The organism is Kiloniella laminariae DSM 19542 (assembly GCF_000374005.1).
GTDB classification, from domain to species: Bacteria; Pseudomonadota; Alphaproteobacteria; order Kiloniellales; family Kiloniellaceae; genus Kiloniella; species Kiloniella laminariae.
In genome coordinates, this window is record NZ_KB893134.1 from 928,421 (window position 1) to 941,465 (window position 13,045).

Annotated in this window: 15 protein-coding genes; 9 read left to right on the forward strand and 6 right to left on the reverse strand. The window is 51.7% G+C overall.

Translation table 11 applies throughout. The features are described 5' to 3' along the window. The first annotated feature begins 56 nt into the window (after positions 1 to 56). The 5 genes from B152_RS0104520 (at position 57) to B152_RS0104540 (ending at position 6,278) form a co-directional block, all read left to right on the forward strand. Entirely contained in the window at positions 57 to 1,448 is a 1,392-nt protein-coding gene (locus B152_RS0104520) for an ABC1 kinase family protein (protein WP_020591200.1), read from the forward strand. A gap of 247 nt (positions 1,449 to 1,695) precedes the next feature. Beyond that, positions 1,696 to 2,928, forward strand: a complete 1,233-nt coding sequence (locus B152_RS22520; protein ID WP_020591201.1) for a Re/Si-specific NAD(P)(+) transhydrogenase subunit alpha — start codon at positions 1,696 to 1,698, stop codon at positions 2,926 to 2,928. After that, on the forward strand, positions 2,928 to 3,341 hold the full coding sequence (locus B152_RS0104530; protein WP_020591202.1) for an NAD(P) transhydrogenase subunit alpha part 2: 414 nt from the start codon (positions 2,928 to 2,930) through the stop codon (positions 3,339 to 3,341). The genes B152_RS22520 and B152_RS0104530 overlap by 1 nt, the downstream gene beginning before the upstream one ends. A gap of 11 nt (positions 3,342 to 3,352) precedes the next feature. Next, positions 3,353 to 4,756 (forward strand): NAD(P)(+) transhydrogenase (Re/Si-specific) subunit beta, encoded by a 1,404-nt coding sequence (locus tag B152_RS0104535; RefSeq protein WP_020591203.1) that lies wholly within the window; start codon positions 3,353 to 3,355, stop codon positions 4,754 to 4,756. A 193-nt stretch (positions 4,757 to 4,949) separates the two neighbouring features. Continuing rightward, on the forward strand, positions 4,950 to 6,278 hold the full coding sequence (locus B152_RS0104540; RefSeq protein ID WP_026261285.1) for an Hsp70 family protein: 1,329 nt from the start codon (positions 4,950 to 4,952) through the stop codon (positions 6,276 to 6,278). 120 nt (positions 6,279 to 6,398) lie between these two features. Here B152_RS0104540 and rpsU read toward each other — a convergent pair whose 3' ends face one another. Further along, positions 6,399 to 6,602 carry a 30S ribosomal protein S21 gene (gene rpsU / locus B152_RS0104545; RefSeq protein ID WP_020591205.1) on the reverse strand — a complete coding sequence of 68 codons (204 nt, stop codon included), beginning with the start codon at positions 6,600 to 6,602 and terminating at the stop codon, positions 6,399 to 6,401. Positions 6,603 to 6,902: 300 nt separating this feature from the next. On the opposite strand from rpsU, the gene def reads away from it, so the two are divergent. After that, on the forward strand, positions 6,903 to 7,460 hold the full coding sequence (gene def, locus B152_RS0104550; protein WP_026261286.1) for a peptide deformylase: 558 nt from the start codon (positions 6,903 to 6,905) through the stop codon (positions 7,458 to 7,460). 22 nt (positions 7,461 to 7,482) lie between these two features. Next, entirely contained in the window at positions 7,483 to 8,118 is a 636-nt protein-coding gene (locus tag B152_RS22525) for a COQ9 family protein (protein ID WP_157230797.1), read from the forward strand. 99 nt (positions 8,119 to 8,217) lie between these two features. On the opposite strand, the gene B152_RS0104560 is transcribed toward B152_RS22525, so the two are convergent. From B152_RS0104560 to purE, 3 genes are all read right to left on the reverse strand, one after another. Then, entirely contained in the window at positions 8,218 to 9,078 is an 861-nt protein-coding gene (locus tag B152_RS0104560; RefSeq protein ID WP_020591208.1) for an Nmad3 family putative nucleotide modification protein, read from the reverse strand. A 72-nt stretch (positions 9,079 to 9,150) separates the two neighbouring features. Beyond that, a complete protein-coding gene (locus B152_RS0104565; RefSeq protein ID WP_020591209.1) occupies positions 9,151 to 10,251 on the reverse strand; it encodes a 5-(carboxyamino)imidazole ribonucleotide synthase in 1,101 nt (366 codons plus the stop codon). A gap of 42 nt (positions 10,252 to 10,293) precedes the next feature. Continuing rightward, complete coding sequence (gene purE, locus B152_RS0104570; protein WP_020591210.1) at positions 10,294 to 10,791, reverse strand: 5-(carboxyamino)imidazole ribonucleotide mutase; 498 nt, start codon at positions 10,789 to 10,791, stop codon at positions 10,294 to 10,296. Between the two features lie 241 nt (positions 10,792 to 11,032). On the opposite strand from purE, the gene B152_RS0104575 reads away from it, so the two are divergent. Further along, positions 11,033 to 11,773 (forward strand): GGDEF domain-containing protein, encoded by a 741-nt coding sequence (locus tag B152_RS0104575; RefSeq protein ID WP_020591211.1) that lies wholly within the window; start codon positions 11,033 to 11,035, stop codon positions 11,771 to 11,773. Positions 11,774 to 11,807: 34 nt separating this feature from the next. On the opposite strand, the gene B152_RS0104580 is transcribed toward B152_RS0104575, so the two are convergent. Together B152_RS0104580 and B152_RS0104585 are read right to left on the reverse strand one after the other, a co-directional pair. After that, on the reverse strand, positions 11,808 to 12,440 hold the full coding sequence (locus B152_RS0104580) for a glutathione S-transferase family protein (protein ID WP_020591212.1): 633 nt from the start codon (positions 12,438 to 12,440) through the stop codon (positions 11,808 to 11,810). Between the two features lie 62 nt (positions 12,441 to 12,502). Then, positions 12,503 to 12,709, reverse strand: a complete 207-nt coding sequence (locus B152_RS0104585) for a YdcH family protein (RefSeq protein WP_026261287.1) — start codon at positions 12,707 to 12,709, stop codon at positions 12,503 to 12,505. A 118-nt stretch (positions 12,710 to 12,827) separates the two neighbouring features. Between B152_RS0104585 and B152_RS26195 the strand changes: the two genes are divergently transcribed. Then, positions 12,828 to 13,045 (forward strand): transposase (locus B152_RS26195; RefSeq protein WP_483790092.1); only part of this gene is annotated, 218 nt, incomplete at its 3' end.

Below are 13,045 nucleotides of genomic sequence, written 5' to 3' on the forward strand. Positions count from 1 at the left end.
AGATCGATCGCGCTGTCTGCATTTCCATTCCTATCCCAAACTGGAAAGGGACTTTTGTGTCTGATGATGACGATCCACTGGATTTCAGTGATGACAATTCTCGCTTTTCAGGGAGAATGAAGCGCTATGCCAAGGTGGGAACATCAGTTGGAGGTTTGGCGGCTCAGGTGGTTGGTAATCGGGTGTTTGGTCTTGGACTTGATCGGGGGCGACATTCGTCAGAATTGAAAAAAGCGCTTGGAGGTCTGAAGGGACCTTTGATGAAAGCTGCACAGATCCTTGCAACCATACCGGATGCTTTGCCCAAAGAATACGCTGAAGAGCTCCGGCAGCTTCAGTCAAATGCGCCAGAAATGGGCTGGCTTTTTGTCAAACGCCGGATGCAGAGCGAACTTGGCGCCGGCTGGCAAAAGAAATTCGCCCGTTTTGATCAGAAAGCCTCTGCCGCTGCATCGTTGGGACAGGTTCATGAAGCGGAAAGCCATGACGGTGTCAGGCTTGCCTGCAAGTTGCAGTATCCAGACATGATTTCTGCCGTCGAGGCTGATCTAAAGCAGTTGGGACTGCTCTTTGGCATCTACCGCCGGTATGACAAGGCGATTGATCCCTCAAATGTGCATAAGGAATTGTCCGAACGGCTGCGGGAGGAGCTGGATTATCTGCGTGAAGCCCAGAACATGAAGCTTTACAGGCATATGCTACGCGATGAAGAAAGAGTATTTGTGCCTGAAGATATGCCTGAATTGAGTTCCCGGCGACTTTTGACGATGAACTGGCTCGAAGGGGAGCCATTGCTTGATTTTATTCAAGACCATGAGGGGGATCAGGGGGCCAGAAACCAGGTGGCGATGAATATGTTTCGGGCCTGGTATGTTCCCTTCTATGAATACGGGGTGATTCATGGAGATCCGCATCTGGGGAACTATTCAATCCGGCCCAATGGAGATGTAAACCTGCTGGATTTTGGTTGTATCCGCATTTTTGATCCTTCTTTCGTCAAGGGCGTGATCGACCTTTACTACGCGCTGGAGCGGAACGATGAAGCGTTGGCCGTAGAGGCCTATGAAAGCTGGGGGTTCGATCTGTCAAATAAAGAGATGCTCGATATTCTCAATATCTGGGCCCAGTTTCTCTATGGCCCCCTGCTGCAGGATCGCAAGCGCTCCATTGTTGATGATCACAAGGGAGGCGCTTATGGCGCGGAAATTGCCAACAAGGTACATCGTGAGTTGCGGCGGATCGGAGGCGTTAAGCCGCCGCGCGAATTTGTGTTGATGGACCGGGCTGCCGTCGGTCTTGGCTCGGTGTTTATGCATCTCAAGGCCGAGGTGAACTGGCACCAACTGTTTCATGACTTGATCGGCGATTTCGACTATGCTGCTTTAAAGGCACGTCAGTCTGTTGCTCTGCAGCAGTGTGATCTGTCCCCACCCTCTTTGACCGAGTAGAGCCTGATTTTTCAGGCGAATCGGTATCATTCGGTATTCTTAGTTTAGGTATCAAGATTTCTGATGATGGATTTTTTCCTTATCAGAAAATATCTTACTCCGTAAAGTATGACTGTTTTAGTGTGTTTTTGTGCGCTGCACACTTGCGCAGTAACCAATAAAACCGTTTAAATAAAAGAAAAACGTCAAAAACTCAGGGTACAGTCGGTCTGCAAGAGCCGATCGGGAAACACAACCGGGAGACAAAATGAGAATAGCAATTCCCAAGGAGCGCCGCCCCCATGAAACACGGGTGGCTGCTTCACCAGAAACAGTCAAGAAACTGGTTGATCTGGGATGTGAAGTGGTGATCGAGAAGGGCGCAGGTGCTGCGGCCAGCTTTACCGATATGGCTTTCAAGGATGCTGGTGCGATTATCGCCAAGGATGCCGAGACGGCCTGTAAAGACGCTGCAGTTATCTTTAAGGTCCAGAAGCCGATTGCTGGTGGCAAGGATGATGAGATTGGAAAGCTGGCTAAAGGTACAGTGGTGATTGCCATTACTGATCCCTATCGTTCAACCAAAGAAATCGAGGCCTACGCCAAGGCTGATTTGACAATCTTCGCCATGGATTTTGTTCCCCGGATCACCCGGGCGCAGTCAATGGATGTCCTGTCCAGTCAGTCCAACCTGGCTGGCTATAAGGCGGTTCTTGATGGCGCGGCTGTTTTTAACCGGGCTTTTCCGATGATGATGACTGCAGCAGGGAAAATTTCCCCGGCCAAGGTCTTTGTTATGGGAGCTGGTGTTGCGGGTCTTCAGGCTATTGCCACGGCAAGACGACTGGGCGCAGTTGTTTCGGCAACGGATGTTCGTCCAGCTTCGAAAGAACAGGTGGAAAGTCTGGGCGCGAGCTTTGTCGCTGTCGAGGATGACGAGTTCAAACAAGCGGAAACAGCGGGCGGTTATGCCAAGGAAATGTCCGATGGCTACAAGAAGAAACAGGCCGCGTTGATTGCCGAAACCATTTCAAAAGTGGATATGGTAATTACGACAGCGCTTATTCCCGGTCGACCAGCACCGGTTCTGGTTACTGCAGATATGGTCAAATCCATGAAGCCGGGCTCTGTGGTTGTCGATCTGGCAGTGGAGACAGGCGGGAACTGTGCCTTGTCCCAGGCAGGCAAGGTTGTGGTGAAAAATGGCGTCAGTATCGTGGGGTATATGAACGTGCCGGGACGTCTCGCCACGGATGCTTCCGACCTGTACGCACGGAATATTTTCAATTTCTTTGGCCTGATCTATGACAAGGAAACCAGCGGGCTTTCCATCGACTGGGACGATGAAATCGTCAAGGGGACCTGTGTGACCCATGAATGTAATGTTGTCCATCCGGCTTTGGCGCATGCAAAGGAAGAAAAGGCCCCTGCGCCTAAAAAAGCACCTGTAGACGAGGCAGCAGAAAAAGTTGCTGTAGAGAAAGACGGGGAGAAAGCCTGATGTCGAGCGATCAGTTTATCAACAAGGCAACAGAGGCGGCGAATGCTGCCCGTGCGTTGTCAGACGAGGTGGCATCGCTTGCTTCAGAAGCAAGCCGACTGGTTGTCGATGCTTCCGGTCACACGGGGGGGCATTCGCCCCTGATCATGGGGCTGACAGTTTTGGTTTTGGCCGTTTTTGTCGGATATTACGTTGTCTGGAATGTCACGCCTGCTTTGCACTCGCCCCTCATGGCGGTAACCAACGCGATCTCTTCGGTCATTATCGTTGGCGCACTGGTGGCGGCGGGACCTGCAGAGATGGGGTTCAGTGAGATCATGGGCTTTATTGCAGTCGTTCTGGCAGCCGTGAATATCTTCGGTGGCTTTATCGTCACGCAGCGCATGCTGCAGATGTTCAAGAAAAAGAAATAGGGGGACTGATAATGTCAACGGATCTATCCGCACTGTTATATCTCGTCGCCTCTGTTTGTTTTATCATGGCATTGCGCGGCCTTTCGCATCCGACCACCAGCCGACAAGGGAATGCTTTCGGTGTGATCGGTATGGTTCTGGCTATTGGAACAACCTTGGCAGCACCTGGTGTCGTTAGTTATGGTACAATCCTGCTTGGGCTTTTGATCGGTGGGGCGATCGGTACGGTGATTGCTCTGCGCATTCAGATGACGGCCTTGCCACAGCTGGTGGCCGCGTTTCATAGTCTGGTTGGCCTTGCCGCGGTTTTTGTTGCTCTCGCTGCTTTCCACAAGCCGGAAGCATATGGCATCGGATCAGTCGGAGATATCAATGTTTCCAGTCTGGTCGAAATGACGCTGGGAACAGCTGTTGGTGCCATCACCTTTACCGGATCTATTGTTGCTTTTGCCAAGTTGCAGGGGCTGGTCTCCGGCCGTCCACTGGTCTTCGCTCTACAGCATCCGCTTAATGCGTCGCTTGGGGCTTTATCAATTATCCTGCTGGTTCTGTTATGCACCACGCAGGATCCGATGTATCTCTGGGTGCTGGTGGCGGTGACACTGTTGCTCGGGTTCCTGTTGATCTTGCCGATTGGCGGGGCTGATATGCCGGTTGTGGTTTCCATGCTCAACTCCTATTCCGGCTGGGCAGCTTGCGGGATCGGCTTTACCTTACAGAACAACCTTCTGATTGTGACCGGGGCGCTGGTTGGCTCTTCCGGGGCGATCCTCAGCTATATTATGTGCAAGGCGATGAACCGCTCGTTTATCAGCGTAATCCTTGGTGGGTTTGGTGCGGAAAGCGATGCTGGTGGTGCCGGGCCTGAAGGTGAAGATGATCGCGTGGTCAAATCCGGTTCTGGTGATGATGCAGCCTTCCTGATGAAAAATGCTGACTCGGTTATCATTGTCCCCGGTTACGGGATGGCAGTCGCTCAGGCACAGCATACCCTGCGGGAAATGGTTGATCTGCTCAAGGCATCGGGTGTGAAGGTTCGTTATGCGATTCATCCGGTCGCAGGGCGTATGCCCGGGCATATGAACGTGCTGCTGGCAGAGGCATCTGTGCCTTATGACGAGGTGCTGGAGATGGACGAAATCAACCGTGATTTCCGTTCTACGGACGTGGTTTTTGTCATCGGGGCCAACGACATTACCAATCCGGCGGCGAAAACAGATCCCAAGTCTCCGATCTATGGTATGCCGATTCTCGAAGTGGACCAGGCCCATCAGGTTCTCTTCGTTAAACGTGGCATGGCTGCGGGATATGCCGGGGTTCAGAACGAGCTGTTCTTCCGCGATAATACCATGATGCTGTTCGGGGATGCCAAGACAATGTGCGAAAAGATCGTCAAGGCGCTGGAACACCTCTAGCAGAGTTTACGAAACGGGAAACCGTTGAGTTGAAAAAGGGTGCCTTCGGGTGCCCTTTTTTATGACCTGACGAGAGAGAATAACTGCAGTTGTTTCCCTGGAATCAGAAAAGCAAATTCAAAGGTTGATTAATCGGGCAAAACTGCCCATTTTTCGCGCCGCTGTTTTTTTGCTGATATCACCGGAGCCTGCCATGACGCATTTATCAAACACGAAAGATCTGTCGATTGGCATCGACTTCGGTACGACCAATACCGTCATTGCTCTTGCGGAACGCGGTGGTCCGGTGCGGTCTTTGCGCTTTAGTCACAACGACAGCCTGTTTGATGTCTATCGTACGCTGCTGTGTTATGAAATGACGATCCAGTCCGGGCGCAAGAATGTCGAGGTGACGGGCGGACCCTGGGCGCTGGAGCAGTATATCAACGCCAGGGGAGAAGTCCGTTTCCTGCAGTCTTTCAAAAGTCATGTTGCCAGCAAACTGTTTCAGGAAACCCGGATTTTTGACCGACGTTACACCTTGCAGGATATCATGTCGGATTTTTTCCGTCAGTTTATGGCCAATGCCCAGGATAACTCTGGGGAGCAGCTGGCCCTGAGTTCAGCGCAGGTGGTGGCCGGACGGCCGATTGTGTTTGCCGGTTATGCTCCGGACGAGGAACTGGCTACCAGTCGTTACGATGCAGCCTACGCCAGTATTGGTCTGGAAAAGGTCAATTATGTCTATGAACCAGTTGGCGCGGCCTATTATTATGCCCAGAGCATCGAAAAAGAAGCGACTATACTGGTTGCTGACTTTGGCGGGGGAACCAGTGACTTCTCTATTGTGCGGTTTGAGCGTGACGGAGACAATTTACGGTCTACACCGCTTGGCTATGCCGGGGTGGGAATTGCGGGCGATACCTTTGACAGCCGCCTGATCGACAATATTGTCTCCCCTCATCTTGGCAAGGGAAGCGGGTATTATTCGCTGGATAAAAAAGTTCACGAGATGCCGACCCACTATTACAACCGTTTTTGCAAATGGCATGAGCTTGGCATCCTCAAGAGCCCCACCACACTCCGGGAGTTGCGGGAACTGAGGTCCGTCGCGGTGGATCCGTCCTTGATTGATACCTTTATCGATGTTGTCGACAATGACTGGAGTATGGATATCTACAAGGCGATTTCCCGGGCCAAGATGGATCTGACAGCGCAGGAGGTCACGGACTTTTCAGTCCGCTTCAGCGACAGCAAGATCGAAAAGCAGGTCACCAGAGCTGAATTTGAGAGCTGGATCGCGAAAGACCTTGCCGTGCTTGAAGAAAAAGTAGAAGGCCTTCTTGCCAGCAGTGGCTTGTCGGTCTCGGCAATCGACAAGGTATTCCTGACAGGCGGGACATCCTATGTTCCGGCGGTGCAAAAGTTATTTGCGCGTCATTTTGGCCAGGAAAAACTGGCCAGCGGCAAGCAGCTGGAATCTGTGGCCTATGGTCTGGCTTTGGTCGGGCTGGATCAGAACCTCTCAAGCTGGACAGTCTAGGCAGGGAATCTGGTCCCGAATGCAAAACGGGCCACCTTCCGAGTTGGGAGGTAGCCCGTCTTTCTTCCGTGAGGAAGATATCTCGCCTTAAGCGACGTTCTGCGAACGCCGATCAGACTATTAGTAGCCTTCGCGTTCCATACGCTTACGCAGGAGTTTGCGATAGCGGCGAACCGCTTCCGCACGCTCACGCTTTTTGCGCTCACATGGTTTTTCGAAGTTGCGACGCAACTTCATTTCACGGAAGACACCTTCGCGCTGCAATTTTTTCTTGAGCGCGCGAAGAGCCTGATCAACATTGTTATCACGAACGTGTACTTGCACGGGCGATCAGCTCCTTTCTAGCGTCAGACCGAACATCGACCTGACTGAGTTTTCTCGGTTGCCCGAGTTGAACACAAAAAGACCTTCCGCTGCACAATAAGTACAGTAGGTCCGAGGCTGTGTTATCACAGGCAGTGGGTAATGTGAAGGTGGAATCTTGAAGGTTGTCGATTCGTTTCTGCAGTTTTCCGGGAGTTTTGGCGATTTTCGACAAGATGGAGCAGGAGCAGGGAATTTGTTTTGACCACATGATTCCTGAACGACATAGTAAGAAAACAGACACAAAAAGACAGTATTTGTATGACGTTACTGAAAATTTCCAAGATGGGGCACCCGGTTCTCTGGCAGAGGGCCCGGGTTGTTGAGGATCCTTCTTCTCCTGAGATCCGGCAACTCGCCAGCGATATGGTTGAGACAATGCAGGATGCGGGGGGAACCGGTATTGCGGCCCCGCAGGTTTATCATTCTAAAAGGATGTTTGTGTTTCAGGTTTCAGTTGCGCGCGCCCGGGCAGAGGCCGAACGTCTCGGCTTTGTTCTGGACGAAGAGCATGATGTCCCTTTGACTGTTCTGATTAATCCTGAAATCGAGATGCTGGGAGACCAAAGAGATGAAGCCTGGGAGGGCTGTCTTTCAATCCCGGGGTTGATGGGCAAGGTGTCACGATCACGTGTGATTCGCTATCGCGGGTTGGGGCTGGATGGTAAGATGATCGAAGCGGTGGCCACGGGTTTCCACGCCCGGGTCGTCCAGCATGAATATGATCATCTCGATGGTATCCTCTATACCGAGCGCCTCGAGACGCCACGAAAGATGATTTTTGCCTCTGAATTGGCGGAATATGATGAAAGCTGCTGAGCCAGAAACAGAGATTGAGACAATGAACGAAAAACAAAAAGACCAGCTACTGGCGCGCCTCTTGCTTTTGGTTCCGTTTGAAGGCTGGAGTGAAACGGCTCTGGCTGAAGCTGCACAGGATATCGGCTTGACGACAAACCAGACCGCCCTGTTTTTCCCGCGGGGGATAACAGATGTTTTGCGGTATTATAACCAGCAGCTGGATCAGCAGGTTATGGTCCGTCTGGAAGCGTCGGAAGACCTTAAAGTCCGGGAGAAAATTACACTGGCTGTTCGGTATCGGCTGGAATTGATGACCCCGAACCGGGAGGCCATCCGCAAGGGTATCAGCTTCTTTACCATGCCGCTGAAGGCATCAGAAGGATTGCATAATCTTTATGATACCGTAGATTCCATCTGGCTTGCGGCAGGGGATCGTTCAACAGATTACAATTTCTACAGCAAGCGCATGCTGTTGGCCGGAGTTTACAGCTCGACCTTGTTGTATTGGCTGGAAGATAGCTCTGACGAGTATGAAAAAACCTGGAGCTTCCTCGACCGTCGCATTGCCGAAGTTCTTAAAATTGGCGGAGCCTTGGGCAAGGGGATTGGCAGACTTTCCAAGGTCGCTGATGCGGTTCGGGGATTGGCCCCGAAATCTTTTACGCCTCGCTGTTAATCCCGCATAGCCATTTGTTTTAACGTAATATTGTGCGTTAACTTTTATCCGGGAACTCTCAAGGGCTGTCTTTCTGAAGGCTCCAGCTCAGCGGGAAGGTTATAGCTGGTCTGTAAACAGCTGCTCAAGCCACCGTTTTGCAGCGCTGTGGCGTCCTTGTGTGTTGATAACAAATTCCTGCCCTTTCGGGGCAGAAGTAAGGTGCCAGTTTTCACCGTTCGGCTGCCAATTCTCTGGTTTCATGTGATAGGAAAGTGCCGGTGTCGGATGGGCAAACCAGCGGGGGAGTTGCCAGCGGGATCGTGTACTGTCTGGCCGTGTCAAAATTCGTTGAGGTAGAATTTTGTTGAAAAGGCCTCCCCCGGGTAAGCCAGAGATGTTGGTACCTTTTTGTGGAAAGAGGTCCAGTGTTTCTCGGGCCAGGTAAAGCGTGTTGTTAAGGCCAAAGTCCGCCTGCAGGTGTGGATGGTCGCTGTAAGCAGGATCAGAGAATTTGGGGGAATCAATATTCCCAGCCAGGGTGTGGATCTGGTCAACCTGAAGCCAGCCAAAAATAACATGGAAATCAGGGCTGTTTGGGCGGGGGCGGAATTCCTCGTCGACAGATCTGAACCAGCCAAAAAAGAGGAAAAGATCACCTGCATGGATCCCTTGTCTGGCGAGGTGCTGCTGGGCAGCGCCATACTGGCCAAAACAGGGACGCCAGTTTTTTTGTCTTGGGAGGCTGCCTCGAAAAAGATCAGGATCAAGATGAACTCGATCATTAGGTTTTGCGGCCTTGGGCGACAGCTGTTTGATCAGGTGGCCGAAATTTCCAAGAGGAGACTCGAGATCACGATACCGGAAGGGGCCGTCTTGATGCGGAATGGGCAGAGAACAGATACGCCCATCTGGCAGGATGGGGCTTGGGCCACCACCATATTGTGAATCAAAGCCTTTTCTGCTGAGGATGATTCGCATGGTCCTGTCTATCCTCCGGTTTCCGTGGGCACCCTTATTCTTTGCTTCTGAAAACCGGAGATGTTTACAGATTTATTTACGGGGGATCACCCGGGTAACGTGGCCCATCTTGCGACCGGGTTTGGCTTCGGCCTTGCCATAGAGATGAAGTTTGGCTGAAGGGTCGGAAAGGATTTCCTCCCAACCGTTTACGTCGTCTCCCAACAGGTTGGTCATAACGGCATCGGAATGGCGATAAACTGATCCGAGAGAGAGGCCGGAAACAGCGCGAATAAACTGTTCAAACTGTGAGGTAACACAGGCATCCATAGACCAGTGCCCGGAGTTATGGGGACGGGGAGCCATTTCATTGACCAGAACCTCGTCTTCGGTTGTGACGAACATTTCGATCGCAAGCATGCCAACCAGCTGCATTTCCTCGGCCATATGACGGGCGATTACCTCTGCCCGATCACTGATTTTCTGGGAAATGCGGGCCGGTACGATGGTTTGATCCAGAATATGGTTCTTGTGCCGGTTTTCTACCGGGACATAGGTCTGGCAGGCACCCTGGATACTTCTGGCTACAATGACAGAGATTTCCATACGGAAATCAACGACGGCCTCGAGAATAGTCTCGGCCTTCTTCCGGTCACCGACAACCGCCTTCCAGGCTTCCTTAAGATCTGTATCAGGACCGATAAAGACCTGTCCCTTGCCGTCATACCCCATCTCGGTGGTCTTCAGGATGCAGGGGCGTCCCATGTCACGAACGACACGGTCAAGGTTTTCACGATTTGTGACTTCAGCGTATTTTGTTGTCGGCACCTTGATGGAATTGCAGAAATCCTTCTCCCTGAGGCGATTCTGGCATATGTGCAGAACTTTGGGACCCGGATTGACAGCGATCCTTTCGATCAGAAAGGCAGCCGTGCTGGCAGGAACGTTTTCAAATTCATAGGTGACAACATCGACCTGTTCTGCAAACTTCGCCAGTGCTACTTCGTCATCATAATTGGCGACGGTAAAGTACTTTGAGACCTCGCTGGCGGGGCTGTTTTCTTCTGGAGAGAAAATATGGCAGTGATATCCGAGTTCTGCCGCAGCTGAAGCCGCCATACGGCCGAGCTGTCCTCCACCAAGAATGCCAATCACGGAGCCGGGGGCCAAAGGGGCGGTGAGGGTCTTGCTCATGGGTGATATCTCCACTGAAGGCAGGGTGAAAGCAGGCTTAACTTAAATTTGGTCTGTTGGTTCAATCGCGACGGCTTCTGTCTGCCGCAGGCGCCAGGTATCAAGAGCATCGGCAATTTTCTGGTCATTCAGGGCAAGAACAGATCCGGAAAGCAGAGCTGCGTTGATCGCCCCGGCTTTTCCGATGGCGAGTGTCCCGACGGGGACGCCCCCGGGCATCTGAACGATCGAAAGCAGACTGTCCTGACCTTTCAGGCTTTTACTTTCGATTGGCACGCCAAATACAGGCAAGGGTGTCATCGAAGCAACCATCCCGGGAAGATGAGCTGCGCCACCAGCACCAGCGATGACAATCTTTAGTCCACGCGAACGAGCTGTCGTTGCATATTCGACAAGTCGCTGGGGAGTTCGGTGCGCCGAGACGATACGTTTTTCGTAGGCGACACCCAGAGCATCAAGAGTGTCTGCCGCATGTTTCATCGTTGGCCAGTCTGATTGGCTCCCCATGATAATTCCTACTTGCGGTGACTTCTCGGCCATGGGCTTGTCCTGTCTTTGTGTATCCTTGAGTGGATCGTTGGCGCATTATTAAGACCTGCTTTTCAATAAGGCAAGCAAAGAGAACCGCCACATTTTAGAACCAAAATAGCTTTTCTTGGTAACGGAATGTAAAAATATTTTGTATAAGGTGCTGGTAGCTTCGTTTGCCATGGCAGATGTAAGCTGTAAATGAGTCCGGCAGGATGCTGGACTAAATAAAAGCAAAGGGATTGCTTGTAATATGAAGGTCCAAAGACCCAGCGGTGGGGGAAGCCCTGTCAGCAGTGTTGGCCGGGTGTCGGCTGCACCAACGGTGAAACCGGCCCAGCCAGTTGATGCAGCAGGAGGAATCTCTGCTCCGAAGGATGTCACGACAGTAATAGGCATTCCCGAAGCCGAATTTACTCCCAAGGTAAGGGCAGCTATCGAACGTTTGATGGAAGAGGTTCAACTCGTTCGTCAGGAGCTGGATCAGGCCAAGAAACGTGTTGATTATCTGGAGAAGTTGGCTGACCAGGACGTGCTTACACCTGTTTTAAATCGCCGAGCCTTTGTACGGGAGCTGGGGCGCATGATGGCCTATAGCGAACGTTATGAAGTGCCGGGCAGTGTAATCTATGCCGACGTCAACGGTATGAAACAGATCAATGACAACCTTGGTCATCAGGCGGGTGACGAGGCAATCAAGCAGGTGGCCTCCATCCTTTTAAATAATGTCAGATCTTCGGATATTGTTGGTCGTCTTGGAGGGGATGAGTTCGGAATCATCCTTTTACAGGCATCTCCTGAGGTTGCGCTGGAAAAGGCACAGCTTCTGGCTCAAAAAGTGGCAAGTCAGCCGTTTGATTATGAAGGGCAAAGTGTAAGCGTAAGCATTTCCTATGGTGAACACAGTTTTCAAGGGGGCGATGCAGACGAAGCTCTCAAAGCTGCTGATCTGGCAATGTACGAGCAGAAGAAAGCTAAAAAATTACCAGAATAGATAACGGGTGGTCAGAGGGTTTTAGGGAGGGCTATTACAACGTCCAGCGAAGATCTTCTTGCTCCATCATCCGTTGAACGGCGGGGCGCTGCATAATCCTGAGCGCGTGTTGCTTGAGCAGGGGCCGATCTTCTGCCCGTTCGGGATAACGTCGGCTCCAGTAACTGATCATAAAAAGGTGCAGATCAGCCGCGGTAATCCTGTCGCCAGCCAGCCAGGCTGTTTGTGTCAGTTGATTTTCAATCAGGTCCCAGTGTTTGCCCAGGCGCCTTGTTGCACTGCTTTTTACATCCTGTTGAGCCGTCGTGGTGTCAGCCCAGAGTTCCGGGTGGGCCCAGGCACTTGCTGTTTCCTGCAGGGTGTTGGTCATCCAGACAATCCATTGGCAATAGACCCCGCGTTCAGGGGAATGGAGAGGCGGTGCAAAGGCTGCTTCAGGGTGCTTGTCTGCCAGATAGAGCAGGATGGCGGCAGATTCATAAATAGCCGTCTGGCCGTCAAGTAATGTTGGTACCCGTCCATTGGGATTGATCGCCAGATACTCCGGCTGCCGCTGCATTCCTTGGGAGAGGTCAACCTCAATTAAAGTGTAGCTACACTTTAATTCTTCAAGAAGAGCATGTATCGCCATATTGGCGCCACCACGATCCCAGTAAAGTTTATACATTTAAGAATACCAGAATTACCGAGTGGTCATGTTCGAAGGTGCTTTCCCTGTTGCTGGAAAGATCAGGCGATAATATCCGGCAGCAGCCTGCTTTCGAGTTTGTTCATATTGTCCTTGAGCATAAGCTTTTTCTTTTTCAGGCGGACAAGCTGCAGCTGATCAAAGGGGGCATGCTCTTGCAGGCGTGCGATAACGTCATCCATGTCGCGGTGTTCCTGTTTTAGTCGCTCAAGATCTTCGATGAGCTCTTTTCGGCTATTTCCGTTCATGTCTGACAATTGTAAACGTCTCGCAAACTCACTGTAGAAAGGGAGGATAGTTATACTCTCGAGACCTCAGCAAAACTCTGACCTTTCCCTAGACTGATTGATTAAGTATTTTTTGGCTATGAAACAAAGCTTCAAAACACAACCCGCCCTTTTCGCGACACATGAGCTTTTGGACCACCCAGCGCTGAACGCGCTTGAGGGTATAGAAGGTTTGATCAACTGGAACGCGCTGGAGCCGTTGTTACCGCAAGGCGAGGGTCGGACTGGTCGCCCGGGCTATGCGGCGATGACATTGTTTCGGGCTTTACTTCTGGGAATTTGGCACAATCTGTCTGA

Coding starts and splice junctions, on each gene's coding strand:
- B152_RS0104580 (WP_020591212.1), bottom strand. CDS start 12,440: ATGTATAAACTTTACTGGGATCGTGGTGGCGCCAATATGGCGATACAT.
- B152_RS22520 (WP_020591201.1), top strand. CDS start 1,696: ATGAGAATAGCAATTCCCAAGGAGCGCCGCCCCCATGAAACACGGGTG.
- B152_RS0104560 (WP_020591208.1), bottom strand. CDS start 9,078: ATGCGAATCATCCTCAGCAGAAAAGGCTTTGATTCACAATATGGTGGT.
- B152_RS0104540 (WP_026261285.1), top strand. CDS start 4,950: ATGACGCATTTATCAAACACGAAAGATCTGTCGATTGGCATCGACTTC.
- B152_RS0104585 (WP_026261287.1), bottom strand. CDS start 12,709: ATGAACGGAAATAGCCGAAAAGAGCTCATCGAAGATCTTGAGCGACTA.
- purE (WP_020591210.1), bottom strand. CDS start 10,791: ATGGCCGAGAAGTCACCGCAAGTAGGAATTATCATGGGGAGCCAATCA.
- B152_RS0104530 (WP_020591202.1), top strand. CDS start 2,928: ATGTCGAGCGATCAGTTTATCAACAAGGCAACAGAGGCGGCGAATGCT.
- B152_RS0104575 (WP_020591211.1), top strand. CDS start 11,033: ATGAAGGTCCAAAGACCCAGCGGTGGGGGAAGCCCTGTCAGCAGTGTT.
- def (WP_026261286.1), top strand. CDS start 6,903: ATGACGTTACTGAAAATTTCCAAGATGGGGCACCCGGTTCTCTGGCAG.
- B152_RS22525 (WP_157230797.1), top strand. CDS start 7,483: ATGAACGAAAAACAAAAAGACCAGCTACTGGCGCGCCTCTTGCTTTTG.
- B152_RS0104565 (WP_020591209.1), bottom strand. CDS start 10,251: ATGAGCAAGACCCTCACCGCCCCTTTGGCCCCCGGCTCCGTGATTGGC.
- B152_RS0104535 (WP_020591203.1), top strand. CDS start 3,353: ATGTCAACGGATCTATCCGCACTGTTATATCTCGTCGCCTCTGTTTGT.